Below are 22,029 nucleotides of genomic sequence, written 5' to 3'. Positions count from 1 at the left end.
TTCAGTTAAGAAGTATTCAGAACTTATGTTTCGAGCCCGGGGCAGTAGGAAGTATTCAGTTAAGAAGTATTCAGAACTTATGTTCCGAGCCCGGGGCAGTAAGAAGTATTCTGCAGTTACGTTCGTCCCGGCCTGCTGGAGTCCACACAACCAGTGGCACCATAAGGTTTCTTCCTCCATGTGTCAGCGTGCTTCCGGTTCCATTTCTGTCCCGAGATCATGGAGATTTTCACGTATTCTCTGTTGCTATTTTGGCAATTGAAAGACGGCTGGATCCCCGAAGCCGTGCATCTGGCAACGTGCAATCTTTTGGATGTTTATACAGGGGTGGGATGGTGTCTGTGCCACTAGGCGGTGGGTAGAGACTGGGCTGCAGTCGGGGTATGGATGGTGCTGCGCGCAGCTTTAGGGGGCTTCGCCCCAGCCTGCAAATCTTGCGCTGGATTGATCCGCTGGTTCGACGCTGGTGGTGTTGCTCCGGTTTTCTGATTACGGTGATCGCCTCTTCTGGGTGCTGGTCGAACGGGATCGGTTCGTGTTTCCCAGTGAGGATCCGAGATGTGTTGTGCGTCTGATACCCCGACCGGTGGATCACCTCGGCGTGAGGAGGATGGCTGACTGCAGGTCTTCCCCGTTGTATTCGTGGTTCTTGATTTCGTCCACGGTGTTTGTGTTGGAGAGCTGCTGATGTTCAGCATTTTGGTAGGGATGGCAACTTTGTGGCCGGCGTGAACTTGCTCGGTGCAATCTGCTGGGCATGAACCTTGAAGCGATGTAAGACTCGTCAGTGGGAGCGGCTGTCGTTCACAAGCTGTTCTTTTCAGCCCGGTGACCTTCTTAGCATCCGCGTGTTGGTCACACGCTGTGACTCTTCACCGGTGCGCTCCCTGTTGTTCTTGGGTAGCTGAACCTGGTTGTCTGTTGAGGATTTCATCTGGATTGCGTTGCGTAGGAGGTGTTGTTGTCCGACTCCCGGGACGAGATGAGCCCCTCCGTTGGCTAGGGGCTCATCTCTTTGGGCTGGTTCTTAATATGTTGGTCTTCCTTTTCTTCCCCGAAGTTCAGGCGCCTACCGTCGGACCGGTCTGGACACCTGTCAGTGGATGGTCCGCCTAGGCATGGGCCGGGCTTACTCCAGGATGCCTGATCGCCAGAGGGTCGGAGCACTGTGCCTGCCGTTGAACTGGGAACGGATTCTGCAACGGCATCATGAAACTCTGGAAGCGTAGCCTCTTCGGTGAGCTGAGCGCCAGTAGTGCTGCTGTCCTGGCCTGGGGCTAGAAGATCCTCATTCAATGCGAGCGGGTCTTTGCTCACATCGTGAGGGTGGATGAGCCTTGCGCTAGTGCTGGTGAAGGCGCCTGCCGTTGAACCGGGGCACGGATAGCGGGTTCGTTGACGCATGGAGATTACCGGGGGTTGCCCGGGGCGAACGTTCTATGTGAGCGGATAACCCTGCTGGAGATTTGCTGTGGTCGCAGTGGAACCGGGAGCGGCAAACTCTTCCTATTTATCGGCCGTTCATAGAGGAGATTTCATGCTGACATCGTTCGCACCAGTTGGTCTGGCGTTGCCGCAGCGACCAGATCTCTACCACTTGGCGCAGTTCGGGCGGGGCGGACGGGTGGCCTGGCAGCCTCCGTCGGAGATCATTTTGAGCACGGCTCAAGCCCGCCGGGAACTGCGTGCTCTTTTGGACTGTCCACGAACACGCAGCAATACCCTGGCGGCGTTGAGCGCCATGGACGGATGGGGCATTTTCTCCAACCACCATTTGGCTCTGATGACCGGAAATACTGCGAATCTGAGGGAAGCGTCCAAAGCCTTGAGCACTTTGCTGCGGTTGGGCATCCTGGATCTGGGAGCACCTCACCTGTTGAATCCTCGGCAGTCTCCGGTGCGGTTCTTCCGCCGTCGCATGGGCGGGCCGCTGGGCCGCCTGGCCAGCGTCATGACTGAGGCAGAAGACAAGGTTGTTCGCGGTGCGGCTGCATCGTGGAATGCGCCTAGCGGGCATGACCGGCATGATCTTCTCGCTGTGGAATTCGTCTTGCGCGCGGCTGAGTACCACCGGGACATTATGCACGTGGCAGGGGAGCGGCACACCAAAGCGCGGTTGTTGCAGTCACCCCCATCAACTGGCAGCTCGAAGTGGAATCACCGGGGAGACGGTATTCTCACCCGGGATGATGGTGTTCGTTTTGTTGTCGAGCTGACGGCTTCGCGCACGGAGAAGCTGCAGCAGAAAATCGAACGCTGGTGCCGGTGGCTCGAGGCCAACCCCGTACAACACACCGGGGTCGTGGTCCTGTGGGTCTGCGCTCCGGATCCGGTGCGAGGGGCCGGGATGAGCGCTGCGGCGATGCGCACCATGCTGACCAACGCGTTTCGTTCACACCCCTCCCGATCCAAGGGCAAGCCGATAGGACGGATGGCTGTTGTCCAGTGGAATGACTGGTTCCCAGCAGCACGGGAGACGAGCGATGATTTTGAGGACATGACGGTGTGGATGATGGGGGCCATGCGGCAATGGCACCAGGTTTCCCTGGCGAAGATGTCCTGGCCGACGGATCCCATCGAATCCAGTCTTCTGCCAGTGATGGGGCATGGCCCGTGTTGGCTGTCTGCTTCGCTGGGCTGAGGAGCGTTTCTTGAGGTCTTTCGTCAGCGGTTGAGAATCTTCTGGGACTGGCATCATGGCAGCCAGGTATCTGGTCGGCACCCGCGCACCGGTTTCAGGGGGAGGAGAAGGGCGATGGCTCGACGGGGGCTTGTCCAAGGTCAAGGCAAGCATAAACACCTTGGCCTTAGATAAGTGCCGCCATGCCTCTGCGACGTTCTAGCGGGGATCTACCGCCAGCTCCCACAGCTCATCAATCAAACGTTTGAGTGCTTTTACCCAGTTCGCGGCCAGATATTCAGGTGTTCGCAGTGTGTAGCTGCACTGCCCGTAACCTTCCGAGGCTTCCATGGTTTCGCCGAAGAAATCGTTGGTCTCTTTCCCCTCATCGTCGAACAAGCCGAAGGCTTCGAAGAGGTGATCGCCATCGGGACTGTAGACCCATCGGCATCCAATTTTTTCCAGTTCTTGGACGACTGTCCACGCGGCAGCTGCCGGGTAGGTGCTGATGTAATCGTAGAGCGTCGAATAATGCTCTTCGTCCATGAGGCTTTGGCTCAGCACCTCGTTCGCTTGATGGAAGTCTTTCTCCCATTGTCCATCCTGGTAGATGGCCTTGAGGGAGCTGTCGATGATCGTTGCGATGTTCTCTTTCAGATCTTTCTGGGTCAGGAATTCGAAGATGGCATAGTCGCAGTACGGGTAGGCGGCGATATGAGCGCGAAGTTGAGCGGGGGTCATAGGTCTCCTGAGAGGTGATGGCTAATAGAACTAACGCACTTTCAAACCTCGCCTTGGGACGTGGTGTTCTGGTGCCTTATTTCAATTTTCCGGCGCATTATCTAAAAGCGGTAATCAGAGGGTGCGGTTCACGCATGTCAACCTAGTTAAGGATGGCTAATTGCTGGGACATGACGAAGGGAACAGCAGGTTTGGCAACGGGTGCTCTCAAAGCCAAGGTGGTGTGTTCCGTCAACAGGCTTCGGATGCTGCGGCAAATCAGCACCCCAAAACGCGCCGAAAAGTGAGCCGCATCACATTCCGTGCAGTTTTGTCCGGAAAATTTGTCCGAGTTGTCCGGAAAATTTTGGACCTGGACAACGTTTTGGACAAGTGCTGGGAGGGGTGGAGGAAAGGTATGGGCCCCTATATATACCTTTATTTAAAAGGATTTTAAGTTAAAACTTAACTTAAGGGGCTCCCTATGTGCCTCCATTTGTCCAGCTTGTCCAGCTTTTAACGACCCTATATAGAAGCGAACGAAACGAAACACTTTTCTACTTCAAAGCTCCTATAAGCACGTTGTTTTCCCCGGACAACCCGGACATCCGGACAAATCAGTTCAAAAACCCCGGAATTACAGGCCTAAAACGACGTTGAGATTTGTCCAGCGCTCATTTGGGCCTTGGGTAACTGGACAAGATCGACCGGCGGGGAGCTTTGAGGTGCGCGCGGCGGACGTGGCTAACCTTTGCGTTGGCAACTGCAGCGGGTCTGCGAAGGCCCATCTCGTCCAAGTGCACGCGGGTGGTGAGAGGTTCTGGTTGCGTAGTGCAGAGGTGCTCGCCCAGAGTTCTGCCACTCAGCGGAGAAGCCAACCTACGCAAGGATGGAAGATTATTCGGCACCTTTGAAAGGTTTACTTTGAGAGTGAACCTGCGTATCGGGCCCATGGGAAGCGCCTCGCCATGAGACTGGACTGCGAGTTGACTAACCCACTGAAACCCGGGCCGCAGGGTCGAAGCGTTGCTGAGGCCGGTGTTCAGTACCCTCGACCCTCTCTAGGGCTACACAATGCGTTCTGCGGGCACGGTAACCAAAAACCTAGTTACCCTACCATGTTCGACCCCGCGCGCCTCCGATACCATCTCAGTGACTTCTGAGGGGCGGGTGGGGGCCCGTGGTGTGCTACGGGTTGTGTGAAACGTAGATAGTTTCCACGCTGCGCCGGACTCTACAGGGGAATTCCACGACAGTTTCACCGAGCAATGATTCGGATCCCGCCCACGGGCCCACCGTGAGGCGATTATCCAAAGACCACCGGGTGCCCTTAAGGGGCTGGTGCTCATCAGCCGCAACGCCATCTCTTGATGTATGCAAGCGGGCTAGAACCTGTCGTCTTCCGAAAGTTTTGAATTCCGCCAGTTCTGCGAAGACGGGCCTATAGGCACGTATAGGGCAACTCGTTTGCACATGCCGTTGTGAAAGAAAAGACCGCCTCTCAAAGAGCGGCGGTCGCCCCCGCTGAAGCGGGGAAAGTCAGCGTTCTGTGAAGAATGCTTGTTTGAACCAAATACATTGGAACCACCCCCACTGGAGTGGGGAAAATGTAACCTTCGATCCGGTAACGAACCTCAGGTGACGATGATTTGGAACCACCCCCGCTGAAGCGAGGAAAGTCAGCGTTCTGTGAAGAATGCTTGTTTGAACCAAATACATTGGAACCACCCCCACGGGAGTGGGGAACATGTAATAAGATCATGTCACTATTCGAGATAAGTCGTCCACCCGTTTCGCCAGGGGAGTAAAAGGCGGTGGCCAGCTATATCAGCAATAGGATTCTAGCGTCTTTTTCTCTTGGGAACTTTCCGCATACTCGCCCATGCGGCACAGCAGTTTCGCGATTATCATCGTCGCTCCTGGCTGTGGAGGTCAGGCGCTCGGGTTCCGGTAGGGGGGCACTGTCTCGGGCGTGCGCATCGGTGCATTCCGCCAGCAGTGGGGTCGTATCTTGGAGGGGGCATGCAACCTCGGCGTGCTGTGTACAGTCAAGCGCCGAGCAAAAGTCCGCAGGAGCTTTATTTGCGATCCCTTCCGATCAACGACCCTGCGACGAGCGTCCAAGGGTGCCTTCGTTGCCGGTGAGCCCCAGGGGCGTCCTCGGGTTGTATTTCGTGTTGGGGCTATGACGCAGTCCTCGGGATTCGATGATGTTGCGTCCAATGGGTTCACAGCACCAGCCCTCGAGATGAGACCAAAGATTGGAATCGGCCTACGCACCCCTGGCCGCTGCGCTGCATCAGTAGAAGTGGCAAGCCTTCTATAAGGCACTATCGGCCAGGACCGGCCCCCGAAGGAGGGCTGGAAGACACTCCTCAGGCTCTGAGGGCCGAAAACTGGACAAATCTGGACACCTTGTCCAGAAGCAGTGCTGAGCTGGACAAGTCCCAAGGCCGATTTAGCCCCGGAATTCCGCGGCTTTTGAGCCATCTTGTCCAGATGTCCGGGTTGTCCGGGGAAAAGCACGTCTATATAGGAAGTAGAAAACGAAATATGTTTCGTTTCTACATCCCTATGGAGGCGTATATATATCCTGGACAACTGGGCAAGTACGACCCCCTTAAGTTAAGTTTTAACTTAAAATCCTTTTAAATAAAGGTATATATAGGGGCCCATACCTCCCCAGCTCTTGTCCAGGATCTTGCGCGGCCCTGGACAAGTCGGACAAATTTCCGGTCAAAAAGGTGGTTTTCGACCCTGGGCCCACTTTTTCGACCCTAGGAGCAACCATGAGACCTCAACCACGGCATCGGTGCGGGAGTCACTGCTCCCAAATCCATGAAGTCCTTATGATCAAGGATATTCACGTTTCCAGCCTTTAATAGTTACTGCGGTTGCTCAGGCCGCGGTCATTCCCACTGTTCCACTGCAAGCCAGCGTGGACACAGCAATCGCCGTGGCACCTTCGAGACCTGCAGTCGCCAACGCAGCCCGTACCCTAGCTAAGAACTCCCATCTGCGCCTATCCTCCAATGTTGTAAATCCTCGGACCTCGAGGCACAGGGCTGGAAGCCGCCCGGTGATAGGCGAGTCCTCAAACCCTAAATTGTTCATCAGCCATCTGGTGGCCATCCAAATTCAATTTTAAAAAATTCTTGGTGGCCGTGCTTGATCCGCCCCACTCCAAAGAGCGCCTTGACGTGCCGAAGTTGAATGCCCGGCTCCGTGCACCCGGAACTAGCAATCCTTCCAATGTGGCGTATGAGTGTAGCGCGGTGTGCTTTTAGGTCGGCGGGGCAGCTGCATGAATCCAACTTCGCGGGCTGCCTCCTGCAGGGGGAGCCGTAGATGCCGTCCGTGCAACCGGTCGCACGAGTGGCTTCTAGGAATGAGTGAAACCGAGTGAAAACTCAATTATGCGAGTTTCGAGCGACCTAATCTTCGAATCGGACGTAGAGTCCAGTGCATAGGTTTTATTTCAACCAGATCGCGGGCGTGAAAAACCCCGGAATCACGGGTTACTCGCGATTCCGGGGTTTTTTTCACAACGAGCCCCCTGCCGGATTTGAACCGGCGACCTGCTCTTTACGAGGGAGCTGCTCTACCCCTGAGCTAAGGAGGCCTGCACCTGAAAACAGGCACTGTGTAACTTTATCTAAGTCGAACTCACAACGTCAAAACGACAGGCGTATTCGCACAAAGATTTAGCAAACGGTGTCTGTCTGGGGGACCTCACCATCAATCAGGTATCCATCCACCGCATCGGTAATGCACTGATTCGAGCGGCCGTAAGCGGTGTGGCCGTGGCCCTCATAAGTCAGCAAGGTGGCTGATTCGAGCTGCTCGGCCAGCGACTGGGACCATGCGTACGGGGTGGCCGGGTCACCGGTCGTGCCAACCACCAGGATGTCGTTTGATCCCGCGGCATCTAGTGTCTCGGGTTGACCTGTCGCGTCGTAACTCCACTTGTCACAAGTGATGTCTCCGTAGGCAAGATACTTTCCAATGGTGGGCGAAGCGGCTAGAAGCTCCTGGGCATCAGCTTCCATCGACGCTTCGCTGGCGTCCATCGGACGGTCCAAGCAATTGATGGCGGTGAAAGCCGCGGTCGAATTGGAAGCGTAGCTTCCGTCGTCTTGGCGGTCAGCGGCAAGATCGGAGAAATACAGGATCTGATCAACATCGCCCTGCATGGCCGAGGCCATGGCATCGGTCAGGTAGGGCCAATTCACATCGTCGTAGAGCGGAAGGATGAACCCGTTGATGAAATCAATGATGGGTACCGTGCGCCCGTCTGAAGACGTCAGCGGCTGCTCTTCAATTTCTGCAAAAAAGTCCTGCAACTGGGTTTTAGCTTCATCCAGGGTCCCGGCGAAGGGGCAGTTCACCGATTCCAAACAACTTTGCAACCAGGCATCGATTTCGCCTTCGAAACCCTCAGCCTGGGCCAGGGTCAGCTGCTGCGCGGTGGCCGTGGGATCCATGGCGCCGTCCAGCACAAAACGACCGACCTTGCTCGGGAAAAGGTCGGCATAGGTGGCTCCGAGGAAGGTTCCGTAGGAGTATCCCAGATAGTCCAGCTGGGTGTCGCCGAGAACCGCACGGATGATGTCCATGTCCTTGGCGGCGGAAACGGTGTCCACATGCCCTAGGAGGTCACCGGTGTTCTGTGCGCAGTCTTGGGCATAGTCCTCAACGCCGGCCTCAAGCTCGTCCCGGTCAGCTGGCTCCCACGCCTTGAGGTTTTCCTGGCGGCCTTCATCGGTTTCCTCATCTGTCTGGCAGGTTACCGGGGTGCTCTGCCCCACACCGCGAGGATCAAAACCAATGATGTTGTAGGCACGTTGCAGGTCGTTGCTGAGCATCGTCTGGACCGATCCGGTGACCATATCCAGGCCTGAACCACCGGGTCCTCCGGGGTTGATCAACAAGTTTCCCTGTGCGCCCTCAACCGAGCGTCGGTTCAGCGACAGCGTGATGCTTTGGTCTTGTGGCGCGTCGTAGCTTAGCGGCACCTCAATCTCGGCGCACTCGATGATGCTTGCGCACTTTGTCCATTCGACTTGCTGGGAGTAGTACTCCTGCAACTCAGGATCATCGGTCTGGGTCGCTTCAGCGGCGTTGGACGGGTCCGGAGATGCATCGTGTTCTGAAGAACTCGGGACACAACCGGTCAAAACAAAAGCCAACGCAGTACTCAGCGCGGTCAGGCGGAACGTGATGCTTCGTGCAGACACGATGGTGATCTCCTTGGGAGTTGAAGCGCGGTCCAGGCAAAAAGTGGCTAACGTCGACCGGGGTTTTGCAGCAACCGGGTCATGAGGGCTTCCAAAGCCATCAGCTGGTTCACGTTGGCTGCGATTCTCCGGCGGGTTTCATCGATTGCATCGATCTGCGAGAGGGTTTTCTCTTGCGATTGATTCGCGGCGAAGACCTCCAGCTTTTCACGCAGGTGCTCATTGACCAGTTCAACCTGGGTTGCTAGCTGCAGGCTGAGCACATCTCGGAAGAATGTGGTCAAATCCGTCAATGTGCGGTCGATGGCGTCAAAACTTGCACGGCGTGCGAATCGTTTGGCGTTCTCTTCCAGTTCGCGGAACTGTCCGCGCAAACCTGCCGGGATGTTTTCCTCTTCGCCCAGGCCGTTGGCCTTGCGCAGCTGGGCGATCTTGAGCTGCAAATCAGCTCCGGTGATGTGCTCGGCGCGTTCGGCCGAGAGTTTGGAAATCTCCGCGGCGGCTTCCATGGCCTGTGGCAAGGTGGTGACACGCAGTGGCAGGGTAACAACCTTTTCACGTTGAATACGTGCCTGCTCGTCACGGGCCAGCAGCCGGGCCACCCCAATGTGCGACTGCGCGGCACGCGCCGCGAAACGTGCCAGCTCAAGGTCCATGCCATCGCGGCTGACCAAAAGCTGGGCGACCTCGTCGCTGGAGGGAATGGAGAGGTTGACCGCGCGGCAGCGCGAGCGGATGGTCACCAGCACGTCCGCCGGGGACGGCGCGCACAGGATCCAGATCATGTTGGCCGGTGGTTCCTCGATGGCCTTGAGCATCACATTGCCGCTGCGCTCTGACATGCGGTCGGCATCTTCAATGATGATGATGCGCCAGCGGGCCTGGGAAGCCTTGTCCTGTGCCTGGGTGATGATTTCACGGACGTCTTTGACCTGGTACTCGAACTTTTCGGTTGAGATGAAGGTGACATCGGGGTGTTTGCCGGACACGACATTCACGCAGGTGGCGCACTGGCCGCAGCCCGCCGGTGATTGGGTGCATTGCAACGCCGCGGCGAATGCGCGCGCCGCGGTGGTGCGACCGGAGCCCGGGGGACCGGTGAACAACCAAGCGTGGGTGGGATTGCCCTGGTCTATCTGCTCGGTCAACGTGGTGATGACACGTTGCTGGCCGGCCAGCTCGGCAAAAATCGGGCGGATCACAGCAGGCCCGTCAGGTGGGTGACGATCTGGGACTGCAGCTGTTCAATATCTTCGGTGGCGTCCAGCACCAGGTAACGTTGCGGGTTTTCGGCCGCCAGTTCCTTGAAAGCCATGCGGATTCGTTCGTGGAAGTCATCCGGCTCAGATTCCAACCGGTCCGATTCCTCGATGCCACCGGTGTTGGCGATACGCCGTGAGCGGCCGTCCTGGGCTGAGATGTCCAGCAGGATGGTGGCATCGGGATGCAAACCACCGGTGGCGAAGGAATTGATGGCGGCCACCGCATCAACCCCGAGCCCACGGCCGACACCCTGGTAGGCCAAGGAAGAGTCGACAAATCGGTCGCAGATCACGTGGGTTCCGGCGTCCAGCGCAGGAATGATGACCTGCTGGACGTGGGCCGCGCGGGCGGCGGCATACATGAGCGCCTCGGTACGGGCATCAATTTCACCGTGCCCGTGATCCAGGACCAGGGAGCGCAGCTCCTCGCTGATCTGGGTGCCGCCGGGCTCGCGGGTTGTCAGCACGGTGGCCCCGGCTGATTGCAGCCACTGGCTGGTGCGCTGAACCTGGGTGGACTTGCCAGCGCCGTCGCCACCTTCAAAAACAATAAACAGGCCGCGGGCGGGGGCAGAGGAATTGATACTCACCCCACTAGCCTAACGAACCCAGACTGGCCTCACGAACCCATGAGTGAGATTCTACGGCCGGCGGAAACCTGGTGCCGCGAAATGAAGTGAAACGGTTCAGGTCCACGGGAAACAGCAGGCGTAATCTGGTGAACATGAGCAACCCCGCAGAATCCAGCACCACCGAATCCTCTTGGGATCCTAAAACTTTGATCGTTGCCGGAGGCCGCCCGGCCCACGGGCTCGACGCACCGGTTAATTACCCGGTGAACTTTACCTCTACCTATCATTCGCAGGGGATCGCCGCTGCGGGGGAGAAAGTCTACGCACGTTTCTCCAATCCCACGTGGGATCCTTTTGAAGAGGTGCTGGGCACGCTGGAACGCTCGGAGCTGCCGGCACTGGTCTTTTCTTCCGGGATGGCCGCGATCGCCGCGGCCCTGAGCCTGGTTCCGGCCGGCGGGGTGATGGTGCTCCCGGCGCACTCCTACAATGGCACGCTGGGGCTGGCCCAGGAACTTGAAACCGCCGGGCGTTTCACCCTGCGTCCGGTGGACATCGCGAACACCGCTCAGGTGCTTGACGCGCTGGACGGGGCAGACGTGTTGTGGCTGGAATCTCCAACCAATCCAATGCTTGAAGTTGCAGATCTTCCGGTGCTGTTGAGCGCAGCGGGGGAGAAGGACGTCTTGCGGGTGGTGGATAACACCTTCGCCACACCCCTGTTGCAGCGTCCGCTGGAGCTGGGTGCGGACCTGGTGGTGCATTCGGTGACGAAGTACCTTTCGGGGCATTCGGACATCATCATGGGCGCCCTGGTCACCCGGGACGAGGCACTGCGCGCCCGGCTGCACGGCTACCGGACGTTGCACGGGGCGATCAGCTCGCCGATGGACGTGTTCCTCGCGCTGCGTGGGGTGCGGACCCTGTCGGTGCGTTTGGAACGGTCGCAAAATAACAGCCAGGTCCTTGCCGAGCGGCTGGCGCAGCATCCAAAAATCAACGTGGTGCGTTACCCGGGTCTGCCCCAGGACCCGGGTCATGCCCGGGCCACCGAGCTCATGGACGGTTACGGGTCGGTGATCGCCTTTGAGGTCGGTGACAGCGCTGCCCACGCGGATGCGGTCCTGGCTGCTTTCACCCTGATCACCGGCGCCACCTCCTTGGGCGGGGTGGAAACCCTGGCCGAGCGCCGCGCCCGCCATGCCTCGGAGCCGGCAACGGTTCCGGAGAACCTGATCCGGCTTTCGGTGGGAATCGAAGACGTCGAGGACCTATGGGCCGACCTGTCCCGGGCGCTGGAGCAGATCTGAGAGAACCACGAGTTTCGGCCGCGTGGCCTGCCGAGCGTGTTGCGCCGGTCGCGGGTAAGGTGACAGTATGCCATTCATGAATTATGCGGTCCTGATCGAGGCCTACATGTTGCGCGCCCTGGGGATCGTCATCCTCGTCCTTGCCGTGTGGGCCCTGGTTGATTGTTTGCGCCACCCGGCGGATCGGTTTGCCCAGGAGGGTAAACGCACCAAGGGTTTCTGGACTGCCTTGACCGTCGGCAGCACGGCAGTTGCCGCGCTGTCGGTTCTCAGCAGCGGAAGCGGCGGATTCCTCCAGCTGATCGGCGCCTGCGTGGCCTGCGTCTACCTTGCCGACGTCAAGCCAGCGGTCAGCGGCAAAGGCGGTGGCTGGTACAACTACTAGCCGAAACCGCACCCTGCATACATTTCATCCGGGCCGCAACACCTCAGAAGGTGTTGCGGCCCGGATGCGTGTTTGGCGGTAACGTTCGGGCTCAGTTGCCCGCTAGTGGCTAAGATGGAGATCATGAGTCACACTTTGATTTTGCTTCGCCATGGACAGAGCGAATGGAACGAAAAAAACCTCTTCACCGGTTGGTACGACGTCTCGCTGACCGAAAAGGGACGCGCGGAGGCCGCCCGCGGCGGCCAGCTGCTCAGCGAAGCAGGCTACAAGCCTGAGGTGCTGCACACCTCGCTGCTGACCCGTGCCATTGTCACCGCCAACCTGGCCTTGGAAGCCGCCGGCCGTGCGTGGATCCCGGTCAACCGCGACTGGCGCCTGAACGAGCGCCACTACGGTGCGCTGCAGGGCAAGGACAAGGCTCAGACCCTGGCCGAATTCGGCGAGGACCAGTTTATGCAGTGGCGTCGCAGCTACGACACCCCTCCGCCGGCGTTGGCCGACGACTCGGAGTTCAGCCAGATCGGCGACGAGCGCTACGCCGCCCTGGGCGATGAAGCACCACGCACCGAATGCCTCAAGGATGTCCTTGACCGCCTGCTGCCTTACTGGGAGAACAACATCAAGGCGGATCTGTCCGCAGGCAAAACCGTCCTGGTGACCGCCCACGGCAACTCGCTGCGCGCGCTGGTGAAGCACCTGGACGGAATCAGCGATGAAGCCATCGCCAACTTGAACATCCCTACGGGCATCCCGCTGGTGTATGAGTTGGACGACAATTTCCAGCCGATCACCGCCGGCGGAACCTACCTGGATCCGGATGCCGCGGCCGACGCCATCAAGGCAGTCGCAAACCAGGGGCGCTAGCCAGGCCGGCTTTTCGGCGGTCCCGTTGCTGCCTTCTTCACGGAGAAAGCGGTGCGGGGCCGCCGTCGCTGTTTAACGTGAGGTAACCATAAAGTCTCCGGCTGTGAGCGAAACCATGGCCTACGATTGTCTTTTTAGCATTAGTATGCTGTAATCTCCTATTTCGAATAGGCTCAATGGCTCACGTTAGGAATGCAATTCGTGGCAACTGATTACGACGAAGTCCGCCCGGACGTTGCCGAGGCGCGCAAGGCTTCTTTGGATGCGGTTAAGTCCGCTAACGCACCAGACGCCAAGTCCGTGGTGCGCGAGCTCGACGAAACCGATCACACCGACGGTATGGACCTGCCAGGTGCAGACCTGTCCAACGAGGAATTGACCGTCACGGTCATTCCGCAGAAGGATGACGAATTCATTTGTGGTTCGTGCTTCCTGATCCGCCACCGTTCACAGCTGGTTCGTGAAGAGGGCAATGTAGGATTCTGCGTCGAGTGCGAAGGCTAGACCTTCCCTAGATGCGGTGCCCTGCCCTAGCGCAGGGTGCAACGAGAGTAGAGGCCGCCTGTTGGCGGCCTCTACTCTCGTTTAAGCGGCATTGTTGCCCTTCGGCCCGGATGCTGCGCCCCTTGGGGCGAGGAACCGGGTTAAACCAGAACGCCGCGGGCACCGGAAAACTTTCCGGCGCCCGCGGCGTTCTGGCGGGTTAGCTCAGCCCTAGAGCTCTGAGGGATCCCATTCGCCGGTCACCAGGTAGGTGACCTTGCGGGCCACGGAGACCCCGTGATCGCCGAAGCGTTCCAGGTAGCGGCTGGTGAGAGACACATCGACGGTGGTTGGCGCATTAGCGGTCCACGCTTCGTCGGCAATCTGGGTGAAAACATTTGAATGCAGGCGATCCAGCCGGTGGTTCAGCTCGATGATGTCTCGGGCGATCTTCAAATCCCGGGTGTCCAGGAGTTTGGCGACTGCCTGGGCAATCTGGATGTCGAGCTGCGCCATCTCGGAGAAGGTTCCGCTGATTTCGGAGGGCAGCGCCCGGCTGGGGAAACGCAGGCGGGTCAACTGAGCCAGGTGGCGGGCCAGATCCCCCATGCGCTCCAATGACGCGCTCATCCGCAGCGAACCGACAATCATTCGCAGGTCCGAGGCAACCGGCCCCTGCAGGGCCAGGGTGTCGATGGCCCGTTCATCCAATTGGTTCTGCAGGAAGTCGATCTTCGCGTCGGCGGCGATGACTTCCTGCGCCAACTCCACATCGGCGTTGGCTAGCGAGTCCCACGCCCTGTCCATGGCGATAGCGACCTGGTTGGCCATTTCGATCAGTTCTTCACCGATCTGCTGCAGATCGGCCTGAAATACCTTGCGCACGTAGTGATCCCTTTCAAGGTTCGGAAGATGCTCATGCCCGGGTCAACACGGTTCTGGTTTTGGGCATGGCGGGGGGTCTGAATCCAGAATGTCAGCGGGTGATTAACGATTATTCCCGGAAAGGTGAACGTTTGGTGAACAGCTCGAAGAATCGGCTGTTTTCGTGTCATCTGCGCAGAAAAGTGGTCGGGAGGAAAGATACTCTAAAGAGGTGAACGAAGTAATCTCGATCTTGATCGCCGCGGTGCTCGGCCTCGCGTTGGGAATCGTTGGCGTGCTCGCCTTCCGATTCTCGCAGAGCCGCACCGCCAGGCTGCCCGAGGTCGACGAGCCAGTCCTGCCGGAAGGCGCCGCCGCGGTGCTTTCCGTGATTGGCCGCGCCTTCGTCATCCTTGACGACGTCGACGGGGTGGTCCGGGCCAATCCCGCGTCCTACGCCTACGGGCTGGTCCGCGGCCACACCCTGGTGCACGATGAGTTGCTCTCTCTGGTGCGCCAGGTGCGCGCCGACGGGGTGATTGCCGAAAGCCAGTATGAGCTGCAGCGCGCCACCCTGGGTGCCGGACAGCTGATCGTCCACGTGCGGGTAGCGCCCCTGGGCGATGAATACATCTTGCTGCTGGCTGATGACCGCACCGAGATCACCCGCACCGAAGCGATGCGCAACGACTTTGTCGCCAACGTTTCCCACGAGCTCAAAACCCCGGTCGGCGCCATGTCGCTGCTGGCCGAGGCGATCAGCGAGGCGGCCGATGACCCGCAGGCGGTGCTGCGTTTCTCCACCCGGATGGGCAAGGAGTCACGCCGCCTGGCGGCCCTGGTCCAAGACATCATCGAGCTCTCGCGCTTGCAGTCAAGCGATGCGATCACCCACGGACATGAATTCCAGCTGGCCCCGGTCATCGCCGAAGCGGTGGATCGGAACAAGCTGCTGGCGGAGGAAAAGGGCATCACCATCGCGGTGGGCGGCGGCCTGGACGAGGACCTGCACGGCGACCCCGATCTGTTGATGACCGCGCTGCGAAACTTGATCGACAATGCGATCCGCTACTCTCCTCCGAACACCACGGTGGGGGTTGGGGTGCGCCAGCGCGACGGGTACGCACAGATTTCGGTGACAGACCAAGGCCCCGGGATTTCCCCCGAAGACCAGGAGCGGGTGTTCGAACGGTTCTATCGTGTCGATGCGGCCCGCTCACGCCAAACCGGCGGCACCGGCCTGGGCTTGAGCATTGTCAAGCACGTGCTTGCCAATCACGGCGGCGAGGTGTCGCTGTGGTCGCAGCCCGGCCAAGGCTCCACGTTCACACTCAGACTTCCCATGATGGATGAAGAACCGGCTGCAGTATTTGAGCCGACCAAGGATATTAAGAAGAAACAAGCGGTTGCCGCGGTGGCGGAAGACCGCGAAGGAGGACGTCGATGACCCGTATCTTGATTGTCGAGGACGAGGAATCGCTCTCAGACCCGCTGTCTTATCTGCTGGAGCGGGAGGGCTTCGAGGTCAGGGTCGCAGATGACGGAATTGTCGCCGTCAGCGAATTCGAACGCCACGGTGCCGACCTGGTCTTGCTGGACCTGATGCTTCCGGGGCAGCCGGGGACCGAAGTGATCCGGCAGATCCGTCTGAACAGCCAGGTTCCGGTCATCATGCTCACGGCCAAGGACTCGGAAATCGACAAGGTGGTCGGCTTGGAACTCGGCGCGGATGACTATGTCACCAAACCGTACTCTTCGCGCGAGCTGTTGGCCCGCATCCGTGCGGTGCTGCGCCGCCAGGGTGAGAGCGAGGAACTGGTCAGCAACGTCGTCACGGCGGGCCCGGTGCGGATGGACGTGGAGCGGCACATCGTGTCGGTGCATAATTCCGAGGTGGCGATGCCGCTGAAGGAGTTCGAGTTGCTGGAGATGCTGCTGCGCAACGCAGGGCGGGTGCTGACCCGCGGCCAGCTGATCGACCGGGTCTGGGGAAGCGACTACGTGGGGGACACGAAAACCCTGGACGTCCACGTCAAGCGCCTGCGCTCGAAGATTGAAGGAGATCCAGCGGCCCCCGAATTGCTGGTGACGGTGCGCGGGCTGGGTTATAAGTTCGTCGCCTAAAACGCCCGCGGGTGCAACAAAAACCCCGGTTCAGCTCAGCTTTCGCTGAGTTGAACCGGGGTTTTGCGCGCTGTGCCGGTTAGTGGCCGGAGCTGGTGGTGTGGCTTGGAGTCAGGTGCTCGGTGGTCGACTCGTCGTGGCCACCGGGAACGAAGTCGCGGTATTCGGCCAGGGTTCCGTCAACCACTGGAACCGAGAAGTCAACGGTGGTGCCAGAGGCGGTGAACTGGGTGTCGGCGTGGCGGCCGGCAGCCACGTTCAGGTTGCTGATGACGGTTTCATTCGCATCGTCTTCCAGCTTGATCTCACCTTCGGCAGGAACCGAGACGGTGACGGGCGTGGCGTTTGCGGCCTTGATCTGCAGGTTCAGGTCGCTGTCGCTGCTATTGACGACGGTGCCGATCAGGCGGGCTTCGGTGGCTTCGGCGTTGGTCACGAACATCAGGTTGCGGACCTCTGCGTCGGCGACGTCGACGTTGATTCCATCGCTGGCAGCGTAGTCGGTTGCGGTGGACTGCTCGTTGATGGCGCCACAGCTGGTGACACCGAATGCCAGGGCAGCCACAGCGAGGGACGCGGCAATACGGCGTCCGGCGGTCATGCGTGCGGTGATCACGACACTAACTCCTCGGTGAGAATAATGAGTTGCTTCGGTTCGCGGCCGCGCGATGCGTCTGCACCTAAGGGGACAGGGCTGAGAATCAGCTAGGCCACGATTACCTCTAAGCCTAGCTGTTTTTTGACCGAACACACGATTTAGCGACGTGCAACACACGCTTTTCGACAGCTTGTAGACAAGTTGCCCGAGGGGGAAAGGGGTAGGTGGGCAACGTGCACACTCTTTTCATACCACGTTCCTCCGCTTGATGGAAGAGGGAATTCCGCATGATTTCGCGGTTATTTGGGGCACACCCAGAGCGGCGTGTCATGTGGACATGGTAGACTTGGAGGTGGGAAAGGGGTTTATCCACATGGTTTTTGAGGTTGGCGAGACTGTTGTCTACCCGCACCACGGCGCTGCAACGATCGAAGAGATCAAGCTACGCAAGATCAAGGGCGAAGAGAAAATGTATCTCAAGCTTCGAGTAGCTCAGGGCGACCTGACTATCGAAGTTCCTGCCGACAAGATTGATCTGGTTGGCGTGCGAGACGTGGTAGATCCGGAGGGCTTGAACCATGTGTTCGACGTCCTGCGTGCTGAATTCACCGAGGAGCCGACCAACTGGTCGCGCCGCTACAAGGCAAACGTTGAGAAGCTTGCTTCCGGTGACGTCATCAAGGTAGCAGAGGTCGTCCGCGACCTCTGGCGCCGTGAGAACGACCGCGGCCTGTCCGCTGGTGAGAAGCGGATGCTGGCCAAGGCCCGCCAGGTTCTCATTAGCGAAATGGCATTGGCCAAGGACCTTGATGAAACCAAGGCCGAAGGGTTGCTGGACGAGGTTCTGGCTTCCGCCTAGGAAGAATCTCCTGACAGATCCGCGCAGGCGCACTCAGCGCTTGCGCGGTTTTGCGTTTAAGCCCCATGGGCCACACGACGGATGCGGGCACGCTAAGCTGTGGTGAGTGAGCGAAGCTAATCAGCCAAAAGTATCGGTGATCCTGGTGGCCGCAGGAATGGGCACCCGACTGGGGGCCGGAATTCCCAAGGCCCTGGTGGAAGTGGCCGGGAGTTCATTGGCAGAACATGCGGTCGACCGCATCCTGGAGGTTCCGGGGATCGGCGAAATTATTGTGGTGACCCCGCCGGGAGATCAGCGGCTCACCGAGCAGCTGCGTGTCTACGGCCAGAAGGTGCGCACCGTGGCCGGCGGCGCAAGCCGGGCCGGATCGGTGCGTCAAGGATTGGCAGAGGTTTCGGCCCAAGCAGAGATCATTCTGGTTCATGATGCCGCGCGGGCATTCGCCCCGGCGTCACTGTTCACCCGCGTCCTGGAACAACTGCAGCACCCCGGCTGCACCGCGGTCATTCCGGCGCTCGCGGTGACCGATACCATCTCCATCGTCGCCAGCGACCCGCTTGGCGGCGAGCAGGTTGTGCAGACCCCGGACCGCTCAACCCTCAGGGCGGTTCAGACCCCGCAGGGATTTGCCGCGGCGACCCTGCGCGAAGCCCACGCGGCGCTGGATGACTTCAGCGGCAAGGAACTTGAAGCCGTCACCGATGACGCCTCGATTGTGCGCTCGGCCGGTGGAACCGTGCATGTGGTCGCCGGCGATCCGCAAGCGCTGAAGGTCACCCACCCCGATGACCTGCTCACGGCGGAACAACTGGCCGGCACCGGCACCACCACGCAACGGAAAGTTCCACAAAACATGCTGCTTCCACGAGTTGGTACCGGAATCGACGTCCACGCGGTGAGCGCCGATCCGCACCGTGAAATGTGGTTGGCCGGGCTGTACTTCCCTGAAGACATCGGCCTGTCAGGGCATTCGGACGGCGATGCGGTGGCCCATGCGGCCTGTGACGCGCTGTTTTCAGCCAGCGGCATCGGGGATCTAGGCACCCACTTCGGGGTTGACCGTCCGCAGTTCGCCGGGGCGAGCGGGGTCCGGTTGCTGGGTGAAGCGGCCCGGCTGGTCCGCGAGGCGGGATTTGAGATCGGTAACATTGCGGTGCAGTTTGTCGGCCGGCGCCCGCGCTTCGGAGCGCGCCGCGAGGAAGCCAACGCGGTACTCTCCGCGGCGGCGGGTGCGCCGGTGAGTATTACCGCTACCACCAGCGACGGACTGGGCTACGAGGGCAGCGGGGAAGGCATCACCGCATACGCCACCGCACTGGTTTATGAGCGCCCGGCCGAACAGCCTGGAAAATAGTCGACCGGGACTCTGCGCCGATCAGTTCCCGGCTCATCACGCATGCCCTAGGTTCTTCGGATAACCTTTAACCCGTGAGCCTGCGATTCTATGACACCAAAACCGCGTCCGTACGTGACTTCCAGCCGCTGAACCCCGGTGAAGTGAAGCTGTACTACTGTGGCGCTACCGTGCAGGGTATGCCGCACGTCGGGCACGTACGCAGTGCCATCGTTTTCGACGTCTTGGTGCGTTGGCTTGAATACCGCGGTTTCGCGGTGACCACGGTTCGCAACGTCACCGATATCGATGACAAGATTTTGGAGAAGTCCGCGCTTTCCTTCGCGCAGGACTTCAGCGCCGATGAAAACTACATCCCACGCGAAGACTGGTTCTCCCTGGCGTACCGTTTTGAGAACGAGTTCGCCAAGGCCTATGCCGCGTTGGGCGTCCGGCGCCCCACCTACGAGCCGCGCGCTACCGGGCACATCACCGAAATGCATGAATTGATCCAGACGCTGATCGAGCGCGGCCACGCCTACCCGGCCACCGACGACTCCGGCGACGTCTACTTCGATGTGCGATCATTCGCGCAGTACGGTGCGCTGACCCGCCAGAAGATCGAGGACATGCAGGCGGCCACCGATGCGGATCCGCGCGGCAAACGCGATCCGCGGGACTTCGCGTTGTGGAAGGGGCACAAGGACAGCGACCCGATCACCGCGTCCTGGCCGAGCCGCTGGGGGCGCGGTCGTCCGGGCTGGCACCTGGAATGCTCGGCGATGGCCACCAAGTACCTGGGAACCCATTTCGACATCCATGGAGGTGGGCTGGACCTGCGGTTCCCGCACCATGAGAACGAGCTGGCGCAGTCCGCGGCCGCCGGTCACGGCTTCGCCAACTACTGGATGCACAACGGCATGGTCACCTATGCGGGTGAAAAGATGTCCAAGTCCATCGGCAACACCATCTCCCCGCAAGAGATGCTGGAACTGGCCGACGCCCGGGTGGTGCGCTACTTCCTGGGGCAGGCGCAGTATCGTTCCATGCTGGATTACCGCCCGGATTCGCTGACCGAGGCCGGTGCGGCGGTTGAACGGGTGGATACCTTCATCTCCAATGCACGGTACCGGCTGGGGGAGTCCGCCCAAGCGATCACCGCTACCGACGTCCCACCGGCCTTCGGTGCAGCGATGGACGACGACCTGAACGTGCCGATGGCCCTGGCCAGCCTGCATGAGACGGTGCGGCACGGAAATGCATCGCTGGATTCTCATGATGACAGTGCTGTGGCGCAGGCGTTGGGCCAGGTTCTGGCGATGACCGCGGTGCTGGGACTGGATGATGCCCGTCAGGATTCAGGGGCGGCGGCCTCGGCAGAACTTCAGGTGCTGGACACCTTGATCCAAGCCCAGCTGGCCGAACGCGCGCAGGCGCGTGCCGCCAAGGACTGGGCTCGCTCCGATGCGATCCGGGACGCCTTGGCTTCCGCCGGAATCACGGTAGTTGATTCCGCAGATGGCGCCCGCTGGACCCTCGAGAACTAATACGACTTCAAACTAAAGGACAAGCAGATGAGCAAGAAGGGCCCAACCAAGGGTAGTGGCGGTAAGGGACGTAGTTCCCTCAAGGGCAAGGGCCCGACCCCCAAGGCGGAAGACCGCCCGTACCACAAGGCCTACCGCAGCAAGCAGCTGGCCGAACGTTCGGCTGCCAAACGCAGCGACAACAAGCGCACCGACCGCATTCGTGTAAATGCTGAATACGTCACCGGACGAAACTCCGTGGTGGAAGCCCTGCGCGCTGGAATCCCGGCCAAGGCACTGCACGTTGCCATCCGCATCGATGTGGATGATCGTGTTCGCGATTCCCTGAAGCTGGCTGCCGAACACGGCATTCCGCTGATGGAAGCCTCCAAAACCGAACTTGACCGTATGACCGACGGTGCGATCCACCAGGGTCTGGCCCTGCAGATCCCGTCCTACGAGTACAAGGATGCAGTCCAGCTGGCAACCAAAGTCGTTAAGGACTATGAGCGGGGCTACCGCACCGAGCAGCCTTTGCTTCTCGCCCTGGACGGCATTACCGATCCGCGTAACCTCGGTGCCATCGTACGTTCGGCGTCTGCATTCGGTGCTGACGGGGTCATCATTCCGGAGCGCCGCAGCGTCGGTATGACCGCTTCCGCATGGAAGACCAGCGCCGGCGCGGCGGTTCGAGTGCCCGTAGCCAAGTGCACCAACCTGACTAACGCCTTGAAGGAAATCAAGGCAGCTGGGATCTTTGTGATCGGTTTGGATGCCGGCGGCGATATGCAGCTGCCGAACTTCGAGTTGGCAACCGGCCCGCTGTGCATCGTGGTTGGTTCCGAGGGCAAGGGCTTGTCCCGCCTGGTGCGCGAGCATTGCGATGCGATCGTCTCGATTCCGATCAACTCGGCCATGGAATCGCTGAACGCTTCAATGGCTGTTGGCATTTCGCTCTACGAGGTTTCGCGGCTACGCGCCGAGACCGCGAAGTAGAAGATCTTCCCTGCAAAAGGCTGTAATCCACGCACAGAACTGCGTAGATTACAGCCTTTTTGGCTACTGTGAGCCGCTTCATAAACATGACTTTTGGGGATTTTCCGGAGTTTTTGCTGTCGATGGCCAGGAAATCCCCGAAATTACGGGGAATATCAGTTGATTGACCGGGTTATGGGTCGATTTTGCGTCCAGATGAAATCCGTGTAAAGTTTTATCTCGTGCCGCTGACACGGACCGATCGAAAGAGGTTGGGATGTGGACGCGGAG

The 22,029-nt window shown here is 59.6% G+C and carries 17 protein-coding genes and 1 tRNA gene; 11 read left to right on the top strand and 7 right to left on the bottom strand.

Annotated elements, in window-relative coordinates; all coding sequences use genetic code 11:
* The first annotated feature begins 1,537 nt into the window (after positions 1–1,537).
* Positions 1,538–2,641, top strand: coding sequence for a hypothetical protein (locus tag ACIOWL_RS10000; protein WP_400384304.1), 1,104 nt, complete (start codon positions 1,538–1,540; stop codon positions 2,639–2,641).
* Positions 2,642–2,839: 198 nt separating this feature from the next.
* Here the strand turns inward: ACIOWL_RS10000 and ACIOWL_RS09995 are convergent, their stop codons facing one another.
* The 5 genes from ACIOWL_RS09995 to tmk form a co-directional block, all read right to left on the bottom strand.
* Positions 2,840–3,361 carry a hypothetical protein gene (locus ACIOWL_RS09995; protein ID WP_400384301.1) on the bottom strand — a complete coding sequence of 174 codons (522 nt, stop codon included), beginning with the start codon at positions 3,359–3,361 and terminating at the stop codon, positions 2,840–2,842.
* A gap of 3,529 nt (positions 3,362–6,890) precedes the next feature.
* Positions 6,891–6,962, bottom strand: a tRNA-Thr gene (locus ACIOWL_RS09990).
* Positions 6,963–7,044: 82 nt separating this feature from the next.
* On the bottom strand, positions 7,045–8,577 hold the full coding sequence (locus tag ACIOWL_RS09985; protein WP_400384298.1) for an alpha/beta hydrolase: 1,533 nt from the start codon (positions 8,575–8,577) through the stop codon (positions 7,045–7,047).
* A 47-nt stretch (positions 8,578–8,624) separates the two neighbouring features.
* Positions 8,625–9,779 (bottom strand): DNA polymerase III subunit delta', encoded by a 1,155-nt coding sequence (locus ACIOWL_RS09980; protein ID WP_400384295.1) that lies wholly within the window; start codon positions 9,777–9,779, stop codon positions 8,625–8,627.
* Positions 9,776–10,429, bottom strand: a complete 654-nt coding sequence (gene tmk / locus ACIOWL_RS09975; RefSeq protein ID WP_400384292.1) for a dTMP kinase — start codon at positions 10,427–10,429, stop codon at positions 9,776–9,778. The genes ACIOWL_RS09980 and tmk overlap by 4 nt, the downstream gene beginning before the upstream one ends.
* Positions 10,430–10,563: 134 nt before the next feature.
* Between tmk and ACIOWL_RS09970 the strand changes: the two genes are divergently transcribed.
* The 4 genes from ACIOWL_RS09970 to ACIOWL_RS09955 all read left to right on the top strand — a co-directional run bounded on the left by ACIOWL_RS09970 (position 10,564) and on the right by ACIOWL_RS09955 (position 13,477).
* Entirely contained in the window at positions 10,564–11,721 is a 1,158-nt protein-coding gene (locus tag ACIOWL_RS09970; protein ID WP_400384289.1) for a trans-sulfuration enzyme family protein, read from the top strand.
* 67 nt (positions 11,722–11,788) lie between these two features.
* Positions 11,789–12,106, top strand: coding sequence for a DUF2516 family protein (locus ACIOWL_RS09965; protein ID WP_400384286.1), 318 nt, complete (start codon positions 11,789–11,791; stop codon positions 12,104–12,106).
* 123 nt (positions 12,107–12,229) lie between these two features.
* Positions 12,230–12,973 carry a phosphoglyceromutase gene (locus ACIOWL_RS09960; protein WP_400384283.1) on the top strand — a complete coding sequence of 248 codons (744 nt, stop codon included), beginning with the start codon at positions 12,230–12,232 and terminating at the stop codon, positions 12,971–12,973.
* 201 nt (positions 12,974–13,174) lie between these two features.
* On the top strand, positions 13,175–13,477 hold the full coding sequence (locus tag ACIOWL_RS09955; protein ID WP_038993831.1) for a DUF4193 domain-containing protein: 303 nt from the start codon (positions 13,175–13,177) through the stop codon (positions 13,475–13,477).
* Between the two features lie 210 nt (positions 13,478–13,687).
* Here the strand turns inward: ACIOWL_RS09955 and phoU are convergent, their stop codons facing one another.
* Positions 13,688–14,341 carry a phosphate signaling complex protein PhoU gene (phoU, locus tag ACIOWL_RS09950; RefSeq protein WP_400384280.1) on the bottom strand — a complete coding sequence of 218 codons (654 nt, stop codon included), beginning with the start codon at positions 14,339–14,341 and terminating at the stop codon, positions 13,688–13,690.
* Positions 14,342–14,552: 211 nt separating this feature from the next.
* Here phoU and ACIOWL_RS09945 point away from each other — a divergent pair, with 211 nt between their 5' ends.
* Positions 14,553–15,767, top strand: coding sequence for a sensor histidine kinase (locus tag ACIOWL_RS09945; RefSeq protein WP_400384277.1), 1,215 nt, complete (start codon positions 14,553–14,555; stop codon positions 15,765–15,767).
* Positions 15,764–16,444, top strand: a complete 681-nt coding sequence (locus tag ACIOWL_RS09940; protein ID WP_400384274.1) for a winged helix-turn-helix domain-containing protein — start codon at positions 15,764–15,766, stop codon at positions 16,442–16,444. The genes ACIOWL_RS09945 and ACIOWL_RS09940 overlap by 4 nt, the downstream gene beginning before the upstream one ends.
* Positions 16,445–16,523: 79 nt before the next feature.
* Here the strand turns inward: ACIOWL_RS09940 and ACIOWL_RS09935 are convergent, their stop codons facing one another.
* Positions 16,524–17,060, bottom strand: coding sequence for a hypothetical protein (locus tag ACIOWL_RS09935; RefSeq protein ID WP_400384271.1), 537 nt, complete (start codon positions 17,058–17,060; stop codon positions 16,524–16,526).
* Positions 17,061–17,415: 355 nt separating this feature from the next.
* On the opposite strand from ACIOWL_RS09935, the gene ACIOWL_RS09930 reads away from it, so the two are divergent.
* The 4 genes from ACIOWL_RS09930 (at position 17,416) to rlmB (ending at position 21,759) form a co-directional block, all read left to right on the top strand.
* Positions 17,416–17,901, top strand: a complete 486-nt coding sequence (locus ACIOWL_RS09930) for a CarD family transcriptional regulator (RefSeq protein ID WP_047117922.1) — start codon at positions 17,416–17,418, stop codon at positions 17,899–17,901.
* Positions 17,902–18,007: 106 nt separating this feature from the next.
* Positions 18,008–19,258 (top strand): 2-C-methyl-D-erythritol 4-phosphate cytidylyltransferase, encoded by a 1,251-nt coding sequence (gene ispD / locus ACIOWL_RS09925; RefSeq protein WP_400384267.1) that lies wholly within the window; start codon positions 18,008–18,010, stop codon positions 19,256–19,258.
* Positions 19,259–19,332: 74 nt separating this feature from the next.
* On the top strand, positions 19,333–20,784 hold the full coding sequence (cysS, locus tag ACIOWL_RS09920; RefSeq protein WP_400384264.1) for a cysteine--tRNA ligase: 1,452 nt from the start codon (positions 19,333–19,335) through the stop codon (positions 20,782–20,784).
* Positions 20,785–20,811: 27 nt separating this feature from the next.
* The gene (gene rlmB / locus ACIOWL_RS09915; RefSeq protein WP_400384261.1) at positions 20,812–21,759 is read left to right on the top strand and encodes a 23S rRNA (guanosine(2251)-2'-O)-methyltransferase RlmB; all 948 of its coding nucleotides are present in this window, start codon (positions 20,812–20,814) and stop codon (positions 21,757–21,759) included.
* Positions 21,760–22,029 lie beyond the last annotated feature (270 nt).

It is taken from the genome of Glutamicibacter sp. NPDC087344, assembly GCF_044744225.1.
GTDB lineage: Bacteria > Actinomycetota > Actinomycetes > Actinomycetales > Micrococcaceae > Glutamicibacter.
This window is presented reverse-complemented; position numbering and strand designations above follow the sequence as displayed.

Excerpts from the sequence above, each read along its gene's own strand:
- ACIOWL_RS10000 (WP_400384304.1), top strand. The coding sequence starts at position 1,538 with ATGCTGACATCGTTCGCACCAGTTGGTCTGGCGTTGCCGCAGCGACCA.
- ACIOWL_RS09995 (WP_400384301.1), bottom strand. The coding sequence starts at position 3,361 with ATGACCCCCGCTCAACTTCGCGCTCATATCGCCGCCTACCCGTACTGC.
- ACIOWL_RS09970 (WP_400384289.1), top strand. The coding sequence starts at position 10,564 with ATGAGCAACCCCGCAGAATCCAGCACCACCGAATCCTCTTGGGATCCT.
- ACIOWL_RS09965 (WP_400384286.1), top strand. The coding sequence starts at position 11,789 with ATGCCATTCATGAATTATGCGGTCCTGATCGAGGCCTACATGTTGCGC.
- ACIOWL_RS09960 (WP_400384283.1), top strand. The coding sequence starts at position 12,230 with ATGAGTCACACTTTGATTTTGCTTCGCCATGGACAGAGCGAATGGAAC.
- ACIOWL_RS09940 (WP_400384274.1), top strand. The coding sequence starts at position 15,764 with ATGACCCGTATCTTGATTGTCGAGGACGAGGAATCGCTCTCAGACCCG.
- ACIOWL_RS09930 (WP_047117922.1), top strand. The coding sequence starts at position 17,416 with ATGGTTTTTGAGGTTGGCGAGACTGTTGTCTACCCGCACCACGGCGCT.
- rlmB (WP_400384261.1), top strand. The coding sequence starts at position 20,812 with ATGAGCAAGAAGGGCCCAACCAAGGGTAGTGGCGGTAAGGGACGTAGT.